Genomic DNA, 23,179 nt, shown 5'->3' with positions numbered 1-23,179 from the left:
AATTGCAAATCAGAGTCGTGCTGTATATTGAACTCTAAAATTTTCATAGCTGTTGTTGCAGCAATTGCAGTTGTAGGATCTTTTGGAATGTTTCTTGCAATGATGTCTACTAGTTCTTCACCACCAACTCCTTACATTGTTCCACCAAATGCATTTGATGATACTCTACCAATATCCGTTGAAGGATCACAAGAACTGAAAAAATTCTCATCATATGAAGAGCTAAAAAACTATCTCCAAACAACTCAGATAGCACAAGATCAGTATTATCGTGATTTTGGCCCTGGTCATTTCAGAGAAGGAGAATCTGTTGCTCTTGATAGAACCGTATCTCCAGTCCCTTGGAATTCAGGCGAAGAAATGCCATCACCTGCAGCTGAACCGTCGTCTGATGGAGTAAAAACCGGCTCTTCGCCCCCAGGTTATTCCACAACCAATGTCCAAGTCAAAAACGTAGACGAGCCAGACTTTATCAAAAATGACGACAAGTACGCATACATTGTATCTGGCGACAAGCTCACAATCATAGAAGCATATCCAGCAGAATCAGCAAAAATTGTGCTCAAAGTAGGCCTTGACATCCCACAGGGACAATCACTGCAAAACATCTTCCTAAACAAGGACAGGCTGGTAATCTTTTACCAATCGTTCCAAGAAGCAGACTATATCCCAGAATATGGATTTGCACCTTCCAAAATTTACTCTAATCTTACCCATATCGTAGTAATGGATGTATCAGACAAGCAAAACGCCAAGATACTCAAAGACTATTCCGTAAATGGTTACTATCACAATGCCAGAATGATTGGCAATATCGTATATCTGATATCAATTGCAGAGGTAAATCACTATCAGCCAATCCTACCGCTAATTCGAGAGGATGCAAAAATAATTGCAAACCCCGATGTGTTTTATTTTGATAATCCAGAGCAATATTATAATTTCAATACCGTAACTGCGCTGGATATTTTTGAGGACAAGCTAAATTCAGAGACTTTCATGATGGGAGGAGCTGGCACGATCTACATGTCAGAGGACAATCTATACATCACATATCAAAAAAATCTGCCATACAGATACTACCAAGTCCAGGAAAAGAACCGATTCTTTAATGCCATAGTTCCAGTATTACCATCACAGACACAGCAAAAGATCAAAGAGATCACCTCTGATTCTTCCCTAAACGAATCGCAAAAATGGAATCAAGTCTCTGATCTGCTCCAAAACACCTACAATACAATGCCGCAATCAGAAAAATCCAAGCTATTTGAAAAGATCCAATCGGCAATAAACGAGTACGAGCTGAAGATCCAACAAGAATCACTAAAGACAGTAATCCACAAAATAGCGCTAAATTCCGGCCAGCTGAAATATTTTGCAAAGGGCGAAGTTCCAGGAAGGCTGCTAAACCAGTTCTCTATGGATGAATCCGGAAATCGCTTTAGAATAGCCACCACATCCGAATACTACGGGCATCGAACCATACTGCACAATAACGTCTACGTTCTAGATGAGAACCTAAGCCGAGTCGGAGCATTGGAACAAATCGCAAAAGACGAGAACATCTATTCAGCAAGATTCATGGGCGATCGACTATACCTGGTGACATTTCAAAGAGTAGATCCATTCTTTGTAATTGATCTGTCCACTGACACACCAAAAATACTGGGCGAGCTAAAGATTCCAGGATTTTCACAATACCTGCATCCATATGACGAAAACCATGTCATTGGCATTGGCAGGGACACAAAGGAAAATCAGTGGGGTGGAGTACAAACAGAAGGCGTCAAGATAGCACTGTTTGATGTAACAGATGTTTCAAAGCCATCATCAGTGGATGTTGAAATCATAGGAAAGCAGGGAACAGATTCCGAAGTATTATCGGATCACAAGGCAATGTTATTTGATAAGCAAAAGGGAATCCTATCTATTCCAATTTCTAACTATGATTATAATCCGCAGCCATATGTCGATGGAAGATATGTCGAGCCAAAAACATGGAGAGGATTCTACGTCTTTGGTGTGGATTCATCCGGATTTACACTAAAGGGCAAGATAGAGCATTCCAACAGTACCGGCTACGAATATTATGGATATGGCAGCAGGTCATTTTACATCGATGACACCCTGTACACTGTCAGCTCAAATCTGATGAAGATGAATGCAATATCTGATCTGCATGAAATAAACCAGCTAAAGTTCAGAGACGATGGAAAGCTAGTGCAGTATATCGACTAGGCTTTCAGGTATTTTCTTACTTGTATGATTATGATGGCTGGTGCAACAAAGTACATGCCAACATTTAACAAAATGATTCCAATTCCATATCCAAGCATTTCAGATTCTGAATTGATATCAACATAGTTCAAAATGGATAGAGTGGAAAGCATTGGAGTTATGGTACCTCTCACAAGCTCTCGAAATACCGCATTTTCACGCTCAAAGTCAGCCACTGCTGGGCTGAATGTATAGTAAAATTCGTTAAAGCCGGCCATGAATGCAGTGCCAGAGCTAGTACTGAATAGGACATTGTCCCTTGTTTCTCTGAGCAGTTGGACTTGAGGAGCAAGCTCGGTTCCAAATGCCACAGTTGCAATCAGACATCCTGATTTTTCTGCAGGCTTTTCTGGAGTGTCACTTACTGCTGTCTGAACTTCTTGTGGAGCATCCACATCAGTTTCTACTACATCTTCAGGAATTTCTTCTGCTGTCTCGCGTTCCTCTCTTGCTTGTTCTTCTGCCTTTTCAATTCCTTCTAGAATGGCTTCTTTTTGTTCTGGTGCAAATTCGCCTTGCTGGTGTGGAAGCTTGCCAAGCAGTGCCTTTGATTTTCGTATTGCATCATCGTCATATCCTAATTCTCTCATAGAATCGTCAAATTCCTGCTCTGTTATTTCGCCTTTATCGTATGATTCCATTAGTGCCTCATCAGGATTTTGCGTTGCCTCTACAATTTCAGTTCCCTTTTCTGTAACAGTAAATGTTACAGTCTTTATGATATCGAATTTGTCAGAGCCCTGAATTCCCCATGCAAATTTAATCTCGTAATCTCCAAGCGGCTGATCCATTGTATGACATACAGTTCCGTATCGCTCTATTGTCTTTCCATCGATTATAACGTCGCATACTGATTCCTGAAATCCCCCTTGTATGGTTGCCTTTGGATTATCTGTACTGAATAATGAAAACTTGATTGTTTTTGGTGCTAGCTTGTCATCATTGATTTCATCAAATGAATAAACCGGAAAGCAATGCTCACCGTTGCAATTGTTTGCAACATTATCGCCCAGCGCAGTAACAAATGGCACATACGCAAAGAACTCTATTCTTGGGTCGTGTTCTTCTGGTGCCAGAGGCATTCCCTTGACTGTTATGGTGATTTCCGTGCCTGGAGGACCAGAAATTGGGCTCACAGAAATGTCTGGAACCCCAAGACCTATTTCTTTTGAATCAAATTCCTGCGCAAACGAATTTGAAACATTTATGGATAAAATAGAAACCACAGATAAGGCAAGAATTATTCTTAGAATGCTCAAGTGAGCTTTTTCTCAATTTGCTTTCTGATAAACTTTGAGATCTCTAGCTTGTTTTTGCGCCCAGAATCTGTAATTTTGCCTGATCTATCAATGACGTATACTTGGTTTTGCTCACGATTCTTTTGATATTTTACTCCGATATCGTTTGCAATTATCATATCAGAGTCTGATTCTTGCATTTTTTTTCTTGCCAATTGTATTAGTTGCTGTCGTGAGATGTTGGTTTCTGCTTTGAATCCAACTAGAAAGATATCTTTTTGCAGTTTTTTGATATGATCTATTATTTTTGGTGCTCTGTGTAGTTTGATGGTAAGACTTGGCTTGTTGCTTTTTATTTTTGATTTTACTGGTGTGGTAGTATAGTCAGCTGGTGCTGCAGACAAAATAGCAATATCAAATTTTTTGCCCTTCATCTCTTTTTTCACTGCATCAAACATTTGTTGTATGGTCTTTACTGGAATGACTTTGGCGCCCCTTGGAGGTGCTTCAGTGCCAGGCCCATACACCAGCGTTACTTTGGCGCCAGCCGAAATCATTTCCTTTGCAAGCAAGACCCCAGTTCTGCCTGAGCTCTGGTTTGTTATCACACGTATGGTATCAATTGGCTCCATTGTAGGTCCTGCAGTTATCAGAATGTTTTTGCCAGCCAAGACAGGCGAGTGGCCAAATTTCTTCAGGACATGATTCAGGACATCTTCTGGTTCTGCAGCCTTTGCCTTTCCCTCTATCAAATTAGGCTCAATAAACTCGATTTTTCCCTTCAAAAACGAAATGTTTCGTGCTATTGCGGCATTCTCATACATTGCAGCATGCATTGCCAGTGCCACAACTATGGGAGTCTTTGCACCAAATCCCACAGTCAATACAGTAGAGATCGGCGTATCATCGATTCCATTTGCCAATTTCCCCAAGGTGTTTGCAGTTCCAGGATATACTATGATAAGATCAGATGTCTTGTAGTCAGCCAGTGAGATGTGTTCTAGCTTGCCTGTGAGCTTTGTTATGACCTCGTTTCCTGTTGCCCACTTGAAATAATCTGGCTGGATTAATTTTGTTACTGCCTCACTTGCAACACATGTAACATCGGCACCATGTCTCATGAGCAGCCTTGCAAGCTCGATTGCCTTGTATGCTGCAACACTTCCTGCAACGCACAGGACTAGTTTTTTGCCAGATAATTCCGTACCGTGAGATTCCACTATATCCAAAGAAGGATGCCTAGTCAACTTCACTCATGAGCTTGTCCAGCTCTGTTTTGTCCATTGTAAACCAATTTTCTTTGGCGGGAAATTTCCCAGACTCGATATCAGATTTGTAAGTAGATACTGCCTTTGTTATTTGGTCTGATAGTGAGAGATACTGCTTGACAAATTTTGGCTTGAGCTTGTCATACATTCCCAACAGATCATGCACAACTAGAACTTGGCCGTCGCAGAATTTGCCGGAACCAATTCCTATTGTAGGTATGGATATTGATTCAGAGATTATCTTGGAGACCTCGGATGTTACCATCTCTAGTGCTATGGAGAATGCACCTGCTTTTTCCAATGCCTTGGCATCCTCAATTAATGTCAGGGCGGCATCCTTTGTCTTTGCCTGAACTCTGTACCCCTGTGCTAGTGTGGTGGTTTGAGGCTGAAATCCAATGTGGCCCATCACTGGAATGCCTGTTTCAACTATTGCCTGAATGGTTGGTGCAACAATTTTTCCGCCTTCAAGCTTTACAGAATCTGCACCTGCCTTGATCAGCCTGCCAGAATTTGCAATGGCATCTGATGTGCTTGCCTGGTATGACATGAATGGCATGTCTGCCACTACCAAAGAATTTTGTCTTGCACGAGAGACTGCTTCAGTAAAAAGAATCATCTGCTCCATTGTAACTGGTATTGTGTTCTCATATCCTAGCATGACCATTCCTGCACTATCACCTACTAGCATGATGTCAATTCCAGCCTTGTCACACAGTGATGCCAAAGTATAGTCATATGCAGTGATAACAGAGATCTTCTGGCCATTTTTCTTCTTGTCTAGTATATCCTTGACTGACTTATGCATGAGATGCCCTCTTTGTCAGATTTGTCTTGATTTCTTTGATTGCTAGTGCAAGATTTTTCTTGTTGTCAAATTTTACTTGCCTTGGGTTTTTGCATGATTTTATCAAATGATTGATTGCGCGAACTACATTGTCCACTATAGTGATGTCCGCAGTCTCTGCAGTTCTAGACATTGGGTTTAGATCAAATGTTATGACTTTTTTTCCAGCCTTTTTCAGTGCCAATGTGCGATCGCCGTCTTCTAGTGGTACAACAACCACATCTGCAGAATAAATTCCGTCCCTATCCACTATTCTTCTTGCACTGTCCAGGCCAGAGAGTTTTGTCGAGTTTTTCTTATCCATTCCATAGATCTTACCAGCGCCGTTTTTTTTCAGAGCAGAATAGATTTTCTGCCTTCTTGAATTGGTTGCATAAAACAGGTTTACCTCAATTTTTGCCCCAGCAGCCTTTGCTAGCAAGATGATCTCCTTTGGACAAAGACCGGCCATGTTGCCATTTACTGAAATCACAGGATTTTGTGCATTTTTGAGCATAAATGCAGCCGCCAAAATGGCTTTTTTTGCAGATTTTGAGGTCTTTTCCCCAATCAAATAATCAAATGCCTCGCCACGGCCATGTGCCATGAGGCCTTCCTTTGCTACTAGTCCGGCATCAAATGCATCGACTAGTTTTTCTCTAATGTATAGCGATTTTGCCCGCGGATGGCTCTTTGGAATATGATTCAACTTAGCAGTCTTGCACCGACTTGGTCAATCTTTGATCTTATGATGATTCCATCTTGGTATTTTTCCAGTATGGCAACTGTTCTTTCTTCCATGTGTGATGGAATGACTGCAAATATTGTCTCGCCAAACAATGCAACGCCACATTTTATTCCATGATTTTTGAGATCATCAATTACGATTTTCATCTTTGGTGTTATGACATCCACATAGTTTGCAAATTCAATGGAATAGTCATGGAATGCATCAATGTCTTTGCTTTGTACGAGCTTGTCCACCATCTTTCCCCCAAGGCCGTTAATTGATGCCAGTCTGTCCTTGAGGAACTGTTTTGTAGAAATTGGCGAAAAGCAAATCATCACAGCAGAGAATGACTCTGATGATATTTTTTTGATCTGGCCAATTCCTGGTGCTCCGCCCTTGACTCTGATTTCAAATCCACCATGGTATGATGCCAAAACATCGCCAAGGCCTGTCCTGCACATTACCTCGGCATTGTGCGCCATCATGCCAAGCTGCTCTTTGGTATAGTTGGTCCTAAATGCAGAATTTAGCGCATATGACAATGATAGTGCAACGGCTGCAGAGCATCCAAGGCCATAACCCACTGGGACCTTGATGTCATGGTGTACTTTGAGAAAATAGTTACCATCAATGTTTTTCAAAAACTCGGAAATGACAAATTCAGAAACCTGGGTATTGTCTGGCCTGTATCCAGATATTGTAATGGTGTGATCAGAAAACTCCGAGTCCTGTATCTCAACTGTGGTAGTTACTCCTTGTTGTATAGAAAACCCGGCACCAAGTGAGCCCTGTACCTCAGGTCTTGCCATTTGGTCCAGCTCTGCTTTGAAGAATCCTGTAATGTGTGCAGGGCTGAATGCAATTCCCTTCATGATCTGAGTTTAAATTTTGATAAAAATATAAGAATATGGCTTAAATTAATTATATTAGTATAAATTGACTAAATTTATTCGACGCCTACAAAGGATTGGAAGCAGCATTCTGGTGTCATTGCCAAAAGAGTGGGTTGAGGCAAATCATCTGGACAAAAGCAACGAAGTCGAGCTTGATACCAGCGAGAACACCATATCCATTACAGCAAACAAGGCAGAGCGAAGATCAAAAGAGGTCGTCATTTCCTATCCATTGCCACAGGACGAAAACATTGTTGCAAACATTACTGGCGCATATCTACTAGGATATGATATCATTAGAATAAAGGCAAAGACCATCATTCCCGGCGAGGACCGAGAAAAAATCCGCAATTCCATGAGAAGACTAGTCGGAATGGAAATTGTAGAAGAAGACTCGTCCAATGTCAATGTCCAGTTTTTATTGGATGCTGCAACCCTAAATCCACAAAAAATCCTAAAGAGAATCAGCTCCATTGCCCTTGGCATGTTTAGCGATATTTCATCATCATTGATTTCCGATGACAGATCAAATTTGCAAACTCTATCACATAGAGACGACGAAGTGGATAGACAATATTTTTTGTTGGTAAGGCTGATTCGCAGCACTATATCAGATAAGAGACTTGCCACTGCATTTAATCTGGAAAACATTGATGTCTTGGATTATAGAATTGCCGCAAACATTTTGGAGACTACCAGCGATACTTTGGTTGAGATTGCCAATTCCTTATCAAATACCACACTATCAAAAAATGATCTCAAAAAAATCTACGAGCTGACCAAGGATATTGAATCCATCCATCAAAAGTCCATTGATGCATTCATTGAGCAAAATCGTAGTCTGGCAATCGATGCCATATCAAACCACAGAAAATTCCAAAGAAAAATATCAGATATTCGCTCCTCAATTGAGCAAAAAAACCAGCTCCAAATTGATTTGCTGGATTTGATCTACATGTTTGAGCGAGTCTCTCGTTCTTGGGCAGATGTTGCAGATTTGGTAAAGCCAGTCTACTAGTAGAGCTTGTTTTTTGCAGCATAGGTCAAAACTGCACAAATTGTCTTGGAGTCAATAATTTTGCCTGCCTTTATCATGGATATGAGTTTCTTTAGGTCGATTTTGACTACAGACATGATCTCGTCTTCGTCTAGTGCTTGGCCGCTTACTTTTTTGAGATTCTTTGCAACAAAGCAGTGGATTGCCTCTCGATTATAGCCAACGGACGGATAGTACGTCAGAAAATGAGTCATTTTTGTGGCCTTGTAGCCGGTTTCCTCCTGAATTTCGCGAAATGCGCACTTTATTGGCTTTTCACCCTTTTCTAGCGTGCCTGCCGGAATCTCCAGGATGTAGCCATGCGGGAATCTGTGCTGCTTTACTAGGATGACTTTGCCTTTTTCATCAAAGGCCAGTATGGCAGCCGCCCCTCGGTGCTCAATTACCTCGCGCTTTATCTTTCTGCCATTTACTGTCAGATCATATAGGCTGAGGCCCAAAATTCTGCCCTCATAGATTGTCTTTTTTCGCATCCACTGACCCACCATCTGGGATGAATTTTAATTTGTCTGGTATGCTAGGTGTAATTTCTCAGATGCTTTGGCTGCTTTGATTGCGTTTGTTACCCATTTTTGCGGAAAGCTTATTTTCTTTGGAATAAACAAGTCGGCTGATGCAACACCATTTACTTTGCGTATTTTCTGAGTTATGTTGTCCAGCTCAAAAATATTATTACTAAACAAAAACAACACCACCTGGTTTTTTGCCAAAAACGGTTTTTGCAAAAATGAATCCGAAAATCCTTTCTTTAGTGATTTCAGGGTCTCTTCCATGTTTCCATCAATCCAGACCAAAACTGCAAATGGAATGTACTGCCCAAATTTGGCAGGATCATAAATCGTGGTAAACTGGATTGCCTCATCGCTTTGCAGCTTTTTGAGCGACCTTGCAATGGTTTTGGTAGAAAGTTTTGTTTTCTTTGCCAGATCCTCTATTTTCATTCTTGGCTCCTTTAACAACTGATCAATGATATCAACATCCGTCTTTGTAAGATCCGATCGGACTCCGGGGTTTTCTGCCTCAAATATTGATAACAATCTAACATCCTTCATCAGGCTTTTTGCAAGCTCTATTTTTTGAGACACATTTTCTCTTACCACAATTCCACAAACCGTAACTCCGCCAACACAAGGCACAAGCAAGAACGGCTCGCCAACCAACTCGACTTGCTTTAGAATTTCGTTAATGTCTTGGCCAGTCGTTACAATATACAAAATGTTATACCCCAAAACCGGCGGCTCTATTTTTAGTGTGAAATTTTCTATTGTCTGATTTTTTATCATCTTATCAATTCGAGACTTTACTGCGGCACCAGAAATTCCGATCTTTGTTCCTATTTGTCTGTCTGATTCCCTGCAATTATCCAGCAAGTGGTGTAGGATTGCCACGTCTGATTTGTCCAATTTGGAATAGTTAGGCACTAGTTTCTTATTAAACAATACTATTCTTTGATCAAAATGTCTGATTTTACTGTTTTAGGCACATAATACATTAAATATCAGACTAAATTATACTATCCCATGGATTACCGAGTCCAGCTCGCAAAGAGAATGCTTTCCAACAAAAAGGGCTCCCTCATTGGCGCAGTCTTGGCAGTATCAATTGGCATATTGGTAATTCATGTGAATTTTGTAATTTTTCAAGGATTGTATGATGCCATAGTCAGGGACCTGTCCAGCTATAGATTTGGTGATGTGCTTGTGACAAATGAGGAAGATTTTATCACAAAGTCCGATATTTTTCTGATAAACTGGTTTGAGAGGATTCCATATGTAGAGGCCGCCACGCCCCGGATGCAGTCGTCTGCATCCATTAATGTGACAAAAAACGGCAAGCTAATTGAGGATTTCAGAGTTCCAGTAATTGGCGTGGATCCGTTTCGTGATCCTCGAGTATCAACTGCACATGAAACAGTAACTGACGGGCAGTATGTTTTTTCAAGAAACTCTATTGTTGTCGGCTCGCTAGCTGCAAAGGATCTTGGAGACATACGAGTAGGAGAAAGCCTTCAAGTAAAAATAACTGACAGAAGAGGAGAGGAGCAGATACGGCGATTTATTGTGACAGGAATCATAACATCGCCTGGTGGACAGGGCCTAGATTCTGAAATAGTAATGCACATTGATGCGCTACGTGACATGTTGGACCGAGACGGAGAAACAGGTGAAATTCTAGTCAAACTAAATGATCCAAAAAAAGCAGACGATGTCAAGAATTATTTTCTAAGGACGTTTCCAAATGATGATTACAAGGCAGAAACAATAGAGGAATCGGCAGAAGCGGCACTGAGTGGATTTCGATCAGGCATTGCAATGATCAACATGATCGGCTATTTTGGAATGATGTCGTCTGCATTTGCCGTAGTCACAATCCAGATGATGTTAGTATCCAGCAAAACACGCGAAGTTGGTGTTATGCGCGCAATAGGCGCAAAAAGAAAGGACATTCTGATAGTTTTCATCGTTCAGGGTATGATGATTGGAGCACTGGGCGCAGGATTAGGCACGGCAATGGGCCTTGGATACACCTTTTACGCAAAGGAAACCAAGATGACCTTTGCCGGCTCTATTCCACTTGAGGTAAGCTACAACTGGCCAAACATAATCCAGACTGCAATCATGGCGTTTGCGCTAGCAGTGATAGCGTCAATTTACCCATCATACAAGGCAACCAAATTACAACCAGTGGAGGCAATGCGTTATGTCTGATATTGTATTGGAGCTAAAAAATGTCAACAAGATTTTCGGCCAAGGAGACACCAAAGTCCAAGCACTAGACAGTGTGTCGTTTTCCGTAAAACGCGGAGAATTTTTGCTAATTGTTGGCAGCTCCGGCTCTGGCAAGTCTACATTGCTTAACATGATAGGATTGCTTGATAGGCCTACTAACGGCCAAGTCTTTATCGATGAGAAAAACACAACCAATCTCTCAGACAACAAGATCTCGGAATTTAGAAATTCCAAGCTTGGATTTATCTTTCAGTTTTCAAATTTACTAGTGGATCTTACCGTACTAGAAAATGTCTTGCTTCCAAGGAGTATCCAGAAAACAGATCAAAATGCGCAAAAAGAAGCAATTGATCTACTCAAGGCAGTAGGTCTTGAAAAACAGATGCACAAGAGAGCAAACAAAGTCTCAGGCGGACAGGCCCAGAGAGCCGCAATCGCGCGTGGTCTGATAAACAAACCAACCATAGTTTTGGCTGACGAACCTACAGGAAACCTCGACTCTGTCACCGCAGAAACCATAGTGCAGCTAATGAAATCAATGGCAAAAAAGCTAAACCAGACATTTGTAATAGTAACTCATGATAGACACCAGTTTGGCGAGGTAGACAGAATCATTACCATAAAGGACGGACGAGCGTTTGAGGGAGAGGACGTGCCGCCAAAAATGGAGCTAACAATATGAAATCTCTGGTCTTTACTATGATGGCACTGGTAGTTCTTGCACCATCATTGGATGCATATGCCCAGCTAGGCAAGGGCGACTCACCATTTGAGCGTAATTTTGGCGATGTCAAGTTCTTGGATGCATATTTTGGCACGCTGGACCAAAAAATCGAGGTAACACCAGGGGACAAAAACGTGCCACTTACAGTAGTGTTTGCAAATGTGGGCTCTCAAGACATCACGGGAATCAAAGGACAACTGCTCTTACCGTTAGGATTTAGCTCATCTGATGGCAAAGGTGCACTGATTTTTGCAGACAGCAATTCGGAATCCTTGGCAGGAAAGCACTTTTCTCTGACATTTTTTGTAAATCTGGACAAGGGTGTCCCAGTCCAGCAGTTTCCTGCAACCGTCAAGGTAGACTATACCAGATTGCGCGAGTCAGGCCAGAGAAACGCATTCTTTGATTTTGATTTCAAGGTGACCGGCGAGAGTATTCTGAACCTAAAGGCAGGCAACCCATTTTTGACCTCACTCAAAAACAACGAGGTAACCATACAAATAACAAACACGGGAACCGCACCGTTATCAAATGTCAAGGTTGTACTACAAAATACCCAAACATCAGTGTCTGCTACTGCAAACCCGATTACAAATGTGGAAAGCGTAGTGTTTGATCAAAACGAGTGGGACATTGGCACAATCGATGCCAAGTCATCAAAGAAATTCACCTTCTCAGTATATGTGCCAGAAAATGTAAAGACCGAAACGCTTCACACGCCACTACAGGTATCGTACTTTAATGCACACGGAGACAAAATCGATGACACCAGAACAGTTGACTTTTACATCAATGGCTTGATTGACGCAAAAATCTATGACATCAAGGTAATTGAATTATCAGGAACACAAACCATAATTGGTGATATAATAAATGAAGGAAACATCAATGCGCTATTTGCCTTTGTCACACTGGAACCACTGGAAGGATCAAACATCAAAAAGGTAACCCAGTTCATTGATGAACTAGAAACAGACTCACCAGTTCCGTTTAACATTCCAGTAGAGTTTGATGGTGAGCCAAAGTATGGAGATCACACTATCAAGGTTACCGTTCGATACAAGGATGATCTGCGAGTGGAGCATTTGGTGTCAGAGATAGCAACCATAAATCTAAAGGACCTTACCGCAAAGCCAGAGCCCACAGCTGCCGACTTTGCACCTGGAATAATAGGACTGGCAATAGCAGGCATAGCAGGCGTAATAATTTACAAGAAAATCAAAAAGAGAAAACAAGCCCAAAGCGAATCCAGCTAAGATTATTAATCAAATTGCCATTTTTTGGATCCATGACATGGGATGAAATCGAGATTCCCAAAGAGCTAAGGCCATTCATGATGGAGCAAGCCCAAGAGACAAGGCTTGGCCACAAAAACGGCGCAAACCGTCAATACCGATATGGAAACCTGCACATTCGAGAATATGACGACAAGTACCTAGTACACATGGACAAGGCAAATCCACACGATGACCCACTAGGCCATCTAGTCCATGATGCACAGGAGGTTTTGGTTGGAATGGCAAGCGGTGCAGTCGGTGGCGCCAAAGTAGCATCGTACATTTACAAAAAATCAAAAAAGACAAAAAAAGACAAGCAAATAGCAGCAGCTGCAGGAATCATATCCTCTGTGGCAATTGGCTATGTCGGATACAAGCTAGCACAAAAGGCAAAGGGACAATGAGCGTTTCCAGAACAATTCATGTTTTGATAAAGCTGATTCCACTGATCATTTCACTAAGACGGGACAGAAAGGCCTGGGTCAAAACAGAAGGAAAAAACCTGGATTATTCCAAATTCCAAAAAAACGCAAACAAGGTTCTCAATACTTTTGTCTCTTTAGGCCCAGTCTACATCAAGCTAGGCCAGTGGCTTTCATCAAGGGCTGACATTTTACCACAACCATATCTAGAAGAGTTATCCAAACTGCAAGACGATGTCCCAGCAGAGTCATTTGATAAAATAAAGCCGATAATAGAAAAAGATCTGGGATCACTGGAAAAATTCACAAGCATAAACCAAAAGGCAATCTCTGGCGCCTCGCTAGGCCAAGTGTATCTGGCAAAAATCAAGGACCAAGATGTCATAGTAAAGGTAAAGCGACCAGGAATCGAAGATATCATTAATCAAGACATCAAGGTTCTAAAAAAAGTCCTGCCACTTGCTATGCGTTTTGTGGACCCAAATTTACGATTCTCAGCCCAGTCCATGCTATCTCAATTCATTGAGACTATCCACGAGGAATTGGACTATACCATAGAATCCAAAAATCTCAAGACGATCAAAAAGAATCTGACAAGACACCAAAATGTCAGAATTCCCGAAGTCTATGATGACTATTCAACAAAAAATGTCCTTACCATGGAGTACATTCCCGGAATCAAAATTACAAACATCGAGGATCTGGACAAAAAGGGAATAGACAGGCAAAAAATAGTCATCGATGTCCACAAGGTCTTCTTTACAATGTTGCTTAGAGACTCAATATTTCATGCAGACCCGCATCCGGGAAACATTTCCATTGCCGATGACGGCTCACTGATTTTGTATGATTTTGGAATGGTCGGCAAAATCGACAATGAAACCCGAATGAGAATTGTTCGATTATACCTAGCACTGGTAGAAAAAGACCCACCAAGGACAGTCAACGCAATGTCGGATCTAGGAATGCTCACGCCAGATTTTAATCGCTCAGTAATCGAGCAGGGAATTGATCTATCCATTAGAACAATGTACGGAAAAAAACCAGACGAAATGGAGGTCAAGGCATTGATGGAGCTTGCAAACAAAACCATGTCCAAGTTCCCATTCATGCTGCCAAAGAATCTGGCACTATACCTGAGGATGAGCTCAATCATAGAGGGAATCTACAAGACCCACAAGGTTGACTTCAAGTTTGTAAAGGTCCTAAAAAACATCCTAGAGGAAGAACAGCTAATCAAGGACGCATACATTGAGGAAATCAAACATTCCTTTACAAGATTTGCAAAGTCCATTGATGCTACAATATCAATCGCGCCAGAGCTGAAAAAATTCCTAGAGGAAAACAGATCATTCCAGCTAAATGCCAAGCCAAGGCGAGATGTTTTGCTTGCCGGAAGCATTCTTTCTTCGGCTGTCTTTATTGGCTCTGCCGTATTATATTCATCAAACAATACTGCAGCAGCTGCAGGAATGATCGGTGCGTTTGTTATAATGGGAATTTTTACAATATTCAGAAAGCACTAGTCTATTGAGATCTGTTTTTCCTTTTTGTCATATGGGATTTTTATGGTAAGAACGCCATTTGCAAGTTTTGCCGAGCCGAGCGATTCGTCCTTTGGATAAATTGGCAAAATGATCTTTTTGTCTATTACGTTTGGTCGCTGATTAACAATCATCTCTTCCTTTGATTCAGGTTTTTGCGCATTGATGGATAGGATGTTTTTGTGAATTGATAGTTTGATGTCTTTTTTATCAAATCCCGGCATGTCAATTTGTACGACCAGAAAGTCATCATCCAGATGTATATCAATTGGCGGCAGGACAAACTCGTAGAATTCGCGAGATTTGTTTCCTATTTCTTTTGCGATTTCCTTTGCCATGTTTTTTACAATGCCCATTTTGGTGTGATTCGGCTCTTTTTGGTTATAAGTTTTGGTGGTTAAACCATGCGGTAACACTACATGGATTGAATCCTTGAATCACACCAAAATTCCAAAATTTTCCTATTTTTCCTATTTGATATGATTTCAAAACTGCCTAGTTCTGCCTAGTTTGTTGCGCACAAAATGACTCCATTTTACATTCTGGCTCTAGGATTCTAAAACAGGAAAATAAAATCAGAAAATCGTTCTAATATCTACTAAAAATCTCGCATTATAGTTGCACAAAAAATCGCTCTCAATTGTCTTGTCCGTATTTTTGCTGGTAGGCACCGCACAATTCTCATATGCCGCACCAACGCTTGGCGACAGGTGGAACCAGCTAAAAGACGATCTTACAGAGGCCGAGTCCGGTAATTACTATTATGCATCAATCAAACTAAAAAGCGCAGAAAAACTCTATGAGACCTATTTCAAAGAGGCAGCACTGGATGTGGATCCGGAAACTGACAAAATCATAGAGAACACGTTCGACTATAATCGGGAGCACATCAAGACACGGGATCTACTCGAAGCAGGGTTTAACCGACAGGCAATAGACAAATCCATTTACAAAATTGCCTTTATGAAAGTACAAGAAGCACTTGCAAAAGGCGATGATGATTCATTCTTTGAGTGGTATTCAGTTTTAGACAAAAAATTCCTATTATCACAAAATCCGGATCTAAAAACAAATACAGCAATTCTAGAAATCAAGGATAATCCAAACAAAATCTACAAACACAGAAACACAATCAACCAAGAATTATTAGAGATATTCAAGATTAAAACCGTTGAGGAAATCGAAGAAGCAATTGCAGCCATTTCAGATGGCAAAACAAATGATGCAATAAAGTTCACCTATGAAGGCTATTACTATTACAGATCTACTCATCCGGCCCTTGTGAGTACCGCTGGCCAAGAAAAAGCAGCAATAGTCGAGTCTGGTATGAAAGACGCAATGCAAGTAGCGCGATCCGGCCAGCCAAATGTTATCATAAAATCAGACCTTGAGCAAATTCTCAACACAATTGAGCCTATTGTGCGAGGATACGAAGGGGCATCAGCCGATGCGATTGCCTTGCATGCAATAAAGGACAGACTAGCCTTAGTTGAAGAAGAGTACGAGCCCGCAGTAAAATCTGGTAAGCTAGTGGACAAAGTAGAATACGACGAAACAACTGCATTTTTGAGCAAGGCGCAGGAAATCTATGATAAAAATAAGAACAACCTCAAAAAATTAGACGAGGCCAAAATAGAGCAATTAGGTGCAAATCTTGGCAAGCTCAAAGATATAGTGGACTCGTATGGAGAGTTTTCTGAGCTCGAATCAATTGTTACAGAATCCATCATAATGATAGAGGATCTAAACCAAGGCACAACAGTTACTACCAATCCTGTTGATTACATTTCTGAAATCAAAAATCTGCTAGGCCAGACAAAAACTCAATACCAGAATGGAAATGTCGATGCAGCATTTGATCTTGTAACGGCCGCATATTTGGATAATTACGAGTTTGTTGAAAAGGATCTGGCCAAGCTTGATCTGAAACTGATGGAGCAAATCGAGATAATGATGCGAGAAGAGCTACGCGAGATGATAAAGAACAAGGATTCTAGCTCAGAAGTTGACAACAAAATAAATCTAATACTGGATAAATTACAAAAGGCAGAAGATCTGCTCTCTGGCAAATTGCCACTCAAGTCAGAAAATAAAGTAGTACTTCCTTTGGCACAACAATCCGACTTTGGAATAAAGTCACATGAAGTGGAATGTGGTGATGGAAAAATACTGATTCTCAAAAAGAGTACCAAGACATCTGCATGTGTAAGTGAATCATCATTTCTCAGATTGGTTCAGATTGGTTGGGGTACACCATTCAACTAATTATTTTACAAATATAGAATAATACCTTGTAATACTTTGTTGGGTTGGTTAGACAGTTTATTATCGATTTGATAACAAACGTTCCTATGAACAACAAATTGACTGCAACCACATTTGCAATTTTGGCCTTTTCAATGGCTTCTATTGCACTAGTAGTTGGATTGTCACAAACAACATCAATTACAGCAGCTGATCCACCAAAGGGAAACGCAATGTACATCTTTGCTGAAGGTGTCAACCCAGTTGCAACATTCTCATTTGGCGACAAAACAGAAACTGCAGACTTTCAGATCTTCTCACAAACACAAGGATTTGGAAACAACGGACGAGGAACATCACCAGAGTTCACTCTGACAAAGATTGCAGGCGGAACCCCATATCTCTATGCGGCAGTAGACGAAGTACAAGCAAATGGTCTTGATGGACGTCAAACCGGCGACTATTTTGATTTCAATGTGAGAGTAGAACTATTGCAAGCTGGAGAACTAGTTAGAGTTTTGCAATATGACAGGTGTAACATCGTAAACTACAAAGTAGATACAAGAACCGACAACGAAGAAGGATACACCACTGGCAAGACTGGCTTTGCAATTACTGACACATTCACTATTGGATGTGGAGGATATGTTCCAGAAAACCCACAACTTGAGAAGTTGATGGAAGAAAAACAAAACCGAAAACCATACCAGTAAAAACTGGAAGGTTATCTTTTTCTTTATTTATGATAGATTTTTAATTACTGCGACAAATCTCAATACAATCAATGATTATAGTGATTGAGGGAAGCGATCAGGCAGGAAAAAAAACCCAGTCCGAGCTTTTGGCAAAAACACTCAGAAAAAGCAAGATAAAGACCAAAATTTTCAGCTTTCCAGATTACACCACACCACTAGGAAAAGAGATCAACAGATTCCTTCATGGAAAACGAAAGTTTCCACCGCAAGTAATCCATTGTTTATTGGCCGCAAATAGATGGGAAAAGGAATCTGAGATAAAAAAAGCAGAATCACAAAATTCCGTTCTTATAATGAATCGATACTATCAATCAAATCTGGTATATGGCGTTGCAAACAATCTCTCACTGACGTGGCTGCAGGGACTGGACCAAGGACTTCCAAAGGCAGACCTCGTAATAGTACTTGATGTGTCCCAAAAGGAATCATTTTCCAGAAAGAAATCAAACCGAGATAGATTCGAAAAAGACACAATATTCCTTCAAAAAATATCTAGGACCTATCGAGTTTTGGCAAAAAAGTTCAGCTGGCATATAATCAATGCATCACAACCAAAGGAATCAGTTCACAATGATATTATGAAAATTCTCTCAAAAAAGCTAGAAAAGATATGAAGCAATTTTTGGATATAGTTGATCCAATCCATGATTTTATCCGTGTCCATGATACTGAACTAAAAATAATCGACTCGCCAGTCTTTCAGAGACTGCGCAGAATACGACAGTTGTCTGGTGCACACCTAACCTACCCATCTGCTCAGCACTCAAGATTTGAGCACTCGCTTGGTGTAATGCACATTGCAGGCCAAGCTGCTGTGTCACTCAAAGAAAAAGGATTTCTGAAAACAGACCAAATCCAGGAAATCAGACTTGCCGCACTACTACACGATGTAGGACACGGTCCATTCTCGCATTTGTTTGAGGAAGTTTTGCAGATAAAAAAGAAAACCTCACATGAAGAGATTGGAAAAAAAATAATCCAAGAATCCGAAATTGGTGATATTCTATCAAAATCAGGATTTGATAAAAAACACATCACAAAGCTTGCCTTTGGTTATCCCAAGTACAGATTCGTCAATGAAATCATCTCTGGATCATTGTCCGCAGACATGATGGACTATTTGCAGCGGGATGGTTATTTCACTGGCGCCGAGCACGCAAAAATAGATCACAAAAGAATAATCCAGTCTCTAGATGTCTATAGGACCAAGCTAGCACTGGAAAAATCAGCACTATATTCTTTTGAGTCTATGATTCTTTCCAGATACCAAATGTTCAAGGCAGTCTATTTCCACAAAACAGTACGATCAGCCGAGGTAATGATGCTTGAATCAATCAGGCTGGCAGACGACGACTGTGGATTTATAGATCTAAATTTGGATCATTACACTAAACTCACAGATGAATTTGTAATAGCCCAGATCCTTGCCTTACCAAATCATACCTCAGAGCAAAGGCGAGCAAAAAGATTTGCAACCGACTATCAAAACAGAAGGCTGCTAAAGTGCGTCTATGAAAAAATCATGACCCAAAAATCTGGCCAGTCCGAGCAAATACGCGATAAAATAGCAAAAAAATCCAAAATAAACAAGGACGATATCTTTGTGGACACATCTGGCACATTCTCAGTTCCACTGACTCCAGCCAAGGAGAAAACAAAATCAATCACATTAATCACCCATTCCAAAAAACCAACAGAGATCCCCTTCTCAAAAATCCCCGTAGTGTCGTCCATGGCAGAGTCCATGAACATTTTGCGAGTCTACACTTTGGATAATAACAGAAAAAAAGTTGAAATGGCAGCAAAATCGATCCTTGGTTAATACAATGAAAAAAAGAATTGTCCTAAAATTGTCTGGTAGGATTTTTGGAATGGACAACAACGAAAAGCTTCTCAAGGACTATGCAACATTCTTGGTCAAAATAAGCAAGGTTTGCCAGCCAATAGTGATTGCAGGTGGGGGCAAAATTGCCCGACATTACATTTCTCATGCACGATCTTCCGGCGCTGATGAATCCACATTAGACGAGCTTGGAATCGAGGTCTCTAGACTAAACGCCAAACTGCTTATCTATGCACTTGGAAGCAAGGCATATCCACATCCACCAACCACACTAACCGAAACAAGACATGCAGTGGATTCAGGACTTATTGTAGTTGCCGGCGGCTTGCATCCGGGACAGAGCACAAATGGAACCGCTGCATTGATTGCAGAAAAAACACAGGCTTCTGAATTTCTCAACGCAACAGATGTTGATGGGATTTATGATTCCGATCCAAACAAAAACCCCAAGGCAAAAAAATTCAAGCGCATTGAGCTCAAGAATTTGCGCAGCCTCCTAGTCAAGGAGGATTCCGTGGCAGGTGGCTATGATCTGATGGATATTGTGGCACTCAAGGTAATAGAGCGCTCTAAAATCAAGACCAGAATCATAAAAGCAGATCTTCCTACAATAGAAAAGGCAATTCGTGGCCAATCAGTTGGAACCGAAATTATACTATAATTCCTTTTGAACGGTAGGGTATTGCTCAGTCCAGATCTCTACCTTATCCCCAGGATATTCCGTAATTCCAGATTCTCTTGCCTTTTTGAATATCTCAAAGGCTGCATCTTTTTCAAGCGGCTTTGATTGTGCCTTGGTGTATCCTTCCGCATCAACCAGAATGGTGACGTATCCGTCTGCAGTGCGAATTATTGCTACTAGGTCTTCTTCCCCAATTGGAATAAACTGGCCGTCCTTCTTTTTTGTAGTAAGTGTTAGCATTGCAAATCCACACAAATTAAACAGAATCATCTGGGACTTGCTTGAGCGCCCCCGTCCTATCTGCACTGCCTGGAAATACTGCATTATCATATCATACAATGATGCAGATTTAATTGCTAACGTTTATGATACAGATTTTCAAAATTCATTTCGTTGAATTCCAAAATCCTACTTGGAATAATTATCGGAATCCTCGGTGGCGCAATAGGAGTAATAGCAATTTCCGGCTCTCAAATCTTTAATGACGTCTCTAAGGAGGGCTTGGGCAAAATATCGCCAGATCCAATCAAGGTCTTGCCGCTTGAGGTGGGCTTGGGTGGCTTTGAAGTTCTCTCAGTTACAGAAGAAGAGGCACGAATCCAAGTCGATTTCAAAATAACAAACCCAAACTTCAAGTCCGTTATCTTACAGCTGATAAAATTCGAGCTATACTCTGATGATACCCGTGTATTAATTGCACAAATCGGTGATAGACCAGAAGGCGCAATCGAAGGATCCAACTATTACACCATACTGAGTAATAATCCGCAAATCATTGGAGAGACAGTTACCATAAAGAACACCGGCAATGATCCACAGTTCTGGTCAGCTCTGTCCAGCGGTACAGTAAACTGGAAGATCAAAGGCGAGGCCAACTTTAATCTCAGCTCCATGACTGCAGGACACGAAAACATCGTTCCATTCGAGTTCACTCCATAGGATCGTTTAATTCAAACAAACATATCTTTAGTATCCATTTTTGGCGATTTTAGCTGATGCTAAGCTCGTATTCCGTGAATAATTTGGCCCATGCTGCGGAATTCCTACTAAACCTGGCAAAGACCTTACACCACGAAATGGACACACTGCAAAAGCTAAAAGACGAAGTCACAGAACAACAACAAGAAGCACACCGGGAGGGCCAAATGGCAAAAAAGATGACCAACTATCTTAGCGATGAGCTTGGCAGATTGGAACTAGACTCTGGCTCTATTTCCGTTGGTACAAACTTGGAAAAACTCTCCCAAACAGAAACAAAGCTGCGAGTTCTTCGCGGACGATTGGGCGAGTTTGTCGATTCCGATGATGCCGGCAATTTACAACGATCAGATAACTCCCTTGCCGCAGATCTGAAATCATACGAAGAGTTCCTCCAAGATCTTACCATTCATCTCAATGAAAGAATCCCCCAGTTTGAGAAGATAATCAATAGACTAAGAGGGGAATGCCGAGAAGCTCAACAGCAAAAACTGCTCCTAAAGGAGATGACAGACCTGTTCGGCCAAGAACTAGATGAGCTGGACTCTACCTTTGCTGAACTAAAGGGGAACCAAGTAGTATCATAGAATTATAAAATTATGATAATTTGTCCTTATGAAAAAATTTTTGGCAAACTTATATAAGATTTGAGCTCAGATTCGTAATCAAATGGCAGAAGCAAGTCTAGCAGCATATGGCTCAGCAATCGGTGTCTTCATTGCCTTCGCAGTAGTATTATTCGCACTTCGCGGCAAGGGACACAAAGAATCACTAGAATAATTCTAGAGATCTTTTTTACTTCTTTTTAGTACCAAACAATTCAGTAATGGATATTTGTTTTTCATCATGCTTTTTGATGTAACACCGCTCATAGTACTGGCAGGTGGTACATTCCGACGATGGTTCTAAAATTGGAGTCTTTTTGTCGGCAATCAAATTGGAATAAACGCGAACTCGTCTGATTACCTCCTCAAACATTTTCTTCTCGCGAGTTAGTGCAAATGATGTCTCTTTTCCCTCACCAGTCAAGTAAACAATCACTCCCTCTGTTTTGCCAAAGATCCACATGCATCCATTCAGATACAAAATATCGGCCGCTGCTGGATTCTCAGGCGAGCCAGTAATCGTCTTGAATATTATGACAATGTCATCCACTAGCATGTCTGCTTGCCCCTTTAGCTTTATCTCCTCGATGGCAAATTCTCCAAGCTTGGAGCCATATGGAAGCTTTCTAATGAGTCCACCCAAAACACCGCCAAAGTCCCTGCCGACAGGATCTATTGCATCAAATCTATCAAAGTAGGATCTTCTCATGCATCGTATGACTTCGTGTAGGAAAACCGACTTGCTGTCTACGGGATCTGTTATTTGCGGTACTGTTTCCTTTGTTAGTATGTCCAGTGTTTCGTTTATGGTCTGCTTGTAGTCCTTATCGCCCATCATGGTATGATCACCTTAGCTGAGCAGCCTCGTCAAATTCTTTGATATTCTATCAGAAAATGCCAATGCAACAAAGTGCAGCCCAAATCCAATCACTGCACCGACTAGAAGATTCCCAGTCGTAAAGTAAATTCCCAAAAACACCGACAGTGCAGGAATTGTCAGAACCAGCGCCAGAAAGGTACTAACCCAAACAGTATTGACGAGGGTTTCGGTGGTGATGTCTGACTTTTTTTTGTGCAGTCGTATCAT

The 23,179-nt window shown here is 41.1% G+C and carries 25 protein-coding genes; 14 read left to right on the top strand and 11 right to left on the bottom strand.

Annotated features, from left to right (window positions below; genetic code table 11):
• The first annotated feature begins 27 nt into the window (after positions 1-27).
• The gene (locus SU86_RS08830; RefSeq protein ID WP_048188827.1) at positions 28-2,238 is read left to right on the top strand and encodes a beta-propeller domain-containing protein; all 2,211 of its coding nucleotides are present in this window, start codon (positions 28-30) and stop codon (positions 2,236-2,238) included.
• Here SU86_RS08830 and SU86_RS10050 read toward each other — a convergent pair.
• From SU86_RS10050 to SU86_RS08805, 5 genes are read right to left on the bottom strand one after another with little or no spacing between them, the layout of a single operon-like run.
• Positions 2,235-3,536, bottom strand: coding sequence for a CFI-box-CTERM domain-containing protein (locus SU86_RS10050; protein ID WP_052755671.1), 1,302 nt, complete (start codon positions 3,534-3,536; stop codon positions 2,235-2,237). The two genes, SU86_RS08830 and SU86_RS10050, sit on opposite strands and share 4 nt — an antisense overlap.
• Positions 3,533-4,762: a bifunctional phosphopantothenoylcysteine decarboxylase/phosphopantothenate--cysteine ligase CoaBC gene (gene coaBC / locus SU86_RS08820; protein ID WP_082096322.1), complete on the bottom strand. Its 1,230-nt coding sequence runs from the start codon at positions 4,760-4,762 to the stop codon at positions 3,533-3,535. The genes SU86_RS10050 and coaBC overlap by 4 nt, the downstream gene beginning before the upstream one ends.
• The gene (gene panB / locus SU86_RS08815) at positions 4,755-5,591 is read right to left on the bottom strand and encodes a 3-methyl-2-oxobutanoate hydroxymethyltransferase (protein WP_048188824.1); all 837 of its coding nucleotides are present in this window, start codon (positions 5,589-5,591) and stop codon (positions 4,755-4,757) included. The genes coaBC and panB overlap by 8 nt, the downstream gene beginning before the upstream one ends.
• Complete coding sequence (locus SU86_RS08810) at positions 5,584-6,318, bottom strand: phosphopantothenate/pantothenate synthetase (RefSeq protein WP_048188822.1); 735 nt, start codon at positions 6,316-6,318, stop codon at positions 5,584-5,586. The genes panB and SU86_RS08810 overlap by 8 nt, the downstream gene beginning before the upstream one ends.
• Complete coding sequence (locus SU86_RS08805; protein WP_048188820.1) at positions 6,315-7,211, bottom strand: pantoate kinase; 897 nt, start codon at positions 7,209-7,211, stop codon at positions 6,315-6,317. Before SU86_RS08805 ends, SU86_RS08810 begins: the two co-directional genes overlap by 4 nt.
• Positions 7,212-7,275: 64 nt before the next feature.
• Here SU86_RS08805 and SU86_RS08800 point away from each other — a divergent pair, with 64 nt between their 5' ends.
• Positions 7,276-8,250 (top strand): AbrB/MazE/SpoVT family DNA-binding domain-containing protein, encoded by a 975-nt coding sequence (locus SU86_RS08800; RefSeq protein WP_048188818.1) that lies wholly within the window; start codon positions 7,276-7,278, stop codon positions 8,248-8,250.
• Here SU86_RS08800 and SU86_RS08795 read toward each other — a convergent pair.
• Positions 8,247-8,762 carry an NUDIX hydrolase gene (locus SU86_RS08795; RefSeq protein WP_048188816.1) on the bottom strand — a complete coding sequence of 172 codons (516 nt, stop codon included), beginning with the start codon at positions 8,760-8,762 and terminating at the stop codon, positions 8,247-8,249. The genes SU86_RS08800 and SU86_RS08795 overlap by 4 nt on opposite strands.
• Positions 8,763-8,789: 27 nt before the next feature.
• Positions 8,790-9,692, bottom strand: coding sequence for an AsnC family transcriptional regulator (locus tag SU86_RS08790; protein ID WP_048189471.1), 903 nt, complete (start codon positions 9,690-9,692; stop codon positions 8,790-8,792).
• A 117-nt stretch (positions 9,693-9,809) separates the two neighbouring features.
• Here SU86_RS08790 and SU86_RS08785 point away from each other — a divergent pair, with 117 nt between their 5' ends.
• From SU86_RS08785 to SU86_RS08765, 5 genes are read left to right on the top strand one after another with little or no spacing between them, the layout of a single operon-like run.
• Positions 9,810-10,997 carry an ABC transporter permease gene (locus SU86_RS08785; protein WP_048188815.1) on the top strand — a complete coding sequence of 396 codons (1,188 nt, stop codon included), beginning with the start codon at positions 9,810-9,812 and terminating at the stop codon, positions 10,995-10,997.
• A complete protein-coding gene (locus SU86_RS08780; RefSeq protein ID WP_082096253.1) occupies positions 10,990-11,700 on the top strand; it encodes an ABC transporter ATP-binding protein in 711 nt (236 codons plus the stop codon). Before SU86_RS08785 ends, SU86_RS08780 begins: the two co-directional genes overlap by 8 nt.
• Positions 11,697-12,998 (top strand): COG1361 S-layer family protein, encoded by a 1,302-nt coding sequence (locus SU86_RS08775; RefSeq protein ID WP_048188813.1) that lies wholly within the window; start codon positions 11,697-11,699, stop codon positions 12,996-12,998. Before SU86_RS08780 ends, SU86_RS08775 begins: the two co-directional genes overlap by 4 nt.
• 32 nt (positions 12,999-13,030) lie before the next feature.
• Positions 13,031-13,423 (top strand): hypothetical protein, encoded by a 393-nt coding sequence (locus SU86_RS08770; RefSeq protein WP_048189467.1) that lies wholly within the window; start codon positions 13,031-13,033, stop codon positions 13,421-13,423.
• Positions 13,420-14,967: an ABC1 kinase family protein gene (locus SU86_RS08765; RefSeq protein WP_048188811.1), complete on the top strand. Its 1,548-nt coding sequence runs from the start codon at positions 13,420-13,422 to the stop codon at positions 14,965-14,967. Before SU86_RS08770 ends, SU86_RS08765 begins: the two co-directional genes overlap by 4 nt.
• On the opposite strand, the gene hsp14 is transcribed toward SU86_RS08765, so the two are convergent.
• Positions 14,964-15,341: an archaeal heat shock protein Hsp14 gene (gene hsp14 / locus SU86_RS08760; RefSeq protein ID WP_048189465.1), complete on the bottom strand. Its 378-nt coding sequence runs from the start codon at positions 15,339-15,341 to the stop codon at positions 14,964-14,966. The genes SU86_RS08765 and hsp14 overlap by 4 nt on opposite strands.
• Positions 15,342-15,603: 262 nt before the next feature.
• Between hsp14 and SU86_RS08755 the strand changes: the two genes are divergently transcribed.
• The 5 genes from SU86_RS08755 (at position 15,604) to pyrH (ending at position 20,488) form a co-directional block, all read left to right on the top strand.
• Positions 15,604-17,250, top strand: coding sequence for a hypothetical protein (locus tag SU86_RS08755; RefSeq protein ID WP_052755670.1), 1,647 nt, complete (start codon positions 15,604-15,606; stop codon positions 17,248-17,250).
• 86 nt (positions 17,251-17,336) lie between these two features.
• Positions 17,337-17,942, top strand: coding sequence for a hypothetical protein (locus SU86_RS08750; RefSeq protein WP_048188809.1), 606 nt, complete (start codon positions 17,337-17,339; stop codon positions 17,940-17,942).
• A 71-nt stretch (positions 17,943-18,013) separates the two neighbouring features.
• Positions 18,014-18,598 (top strand): dTMP kinase, encoded by a 585-nt coding sequence (gene tmk / locus SU86_RS08745; RefSeq protein ID WP_048188807.1) that lies wholly within the window; start codon positions 18,014-18,016, stop codon positions 18,596-18,598.
• A complete protein-coding gene (locus SU86_RS08740) occupies positions 18,595-19,806 on the top strand; it encodes an HD domain-containing protein (protein WP_048188806.1) in 1,212 nt (403 codons plus the stop codon). Before tmk ends, SU86_RS08740 begins: the two co-directional genes overlap by 4 nt.
• Before the next feature lie 4 nt (positions 19,807-19,810).
• A complete protein-coding gene (gene pyrH, locus SU86_RS08735) occupies positions 19,811-20,488 on the top strand; it encodes a UMP kinase (protein ID WP_048188804.1) in 678 nt (225 codons plus the stop codon).
• Here pyrH and SU86_RS08730 read toward each other — a convergent pair.
• Positions 20,483-20,833, bottom strand: coding sequence for a hypothetical protein (locus SU86_RS08730; RefSeq protein WP_048189461.1), 351 nt, complete (start codon positions 20,831-20,833; stop codon positions 20,483-20,485). The two genes, pyrH and SU86_RS08730, sit on opposite strands and share 6 nt — an antisense overlap.
• A 69-nt stretch (positions 20,834-20,902) precedes the next feature.
• On the opposite strand from SU86_RS08730, the gene SU86_RS08725 reads away from it, so the two are divergent.
• Both SU86_RS08725 and SU86_RS08720 read left to right on the top strand, forming a co-directional pair.
• Entirely contained in the window at positions 20,903-21,448 is a 546-nt protein-coding gene (locus tag SU86_RS08725; protein ID WP_048188802.1) for a hypothetical protein, read from the top strand.
• A 56-nt stretch (positions 21,449-21,504) separates the two neighbouring features.
• On the top strand, positions 21,505-22,074 hold the full coding sequence (locus SU86_RS08720; RefSeq protein WP_148550875.1) for a hypothetical protein: 570 nt from the start codon (positions 21,505-21,507) through the stop codon (positions 22,072-22,074).
• A 208-nt stretch (positions 22,075-22,282) separates the two neighbouring features.
• Here SU86_RS08720 and SU86_RS08715 read toward each other — a convergent pair whose 3' ends face one another.
• Entirely contained in the window at positions 22,283-22,930 is a 648-nt protein-coding gene (locus tag SU86_RS08715; protein ID WP_048188798.1) for a hypothetical protein, read from the bottom strand.
• 12 nt (positions 22,931-22,942) lie between these two features.
• Entirely contained in the window at positions 22,943-23,179 is a 237-nt protein-coding gene (locus SU86_RS08710; RefSeq protein ID WP_048188796.1) for a hypothetical protein, read from the bottom strand.

Source organism: Candidatus Nitrosotenuis cloacae, from assembly GCF_000955905.1.
GTDB lineage: Archaea > Thermoproteota > Nitrososphaeria > Nitrososphaerales > Nitrosopumilaceae > Nitrosotenuis > Nitrosotenuis cloacae.
The sequence above is the reverse complement of the archived record's forward strand: the minus strand, read 5'-3'. Positions and strand labels throughout refer to the sequence as shown.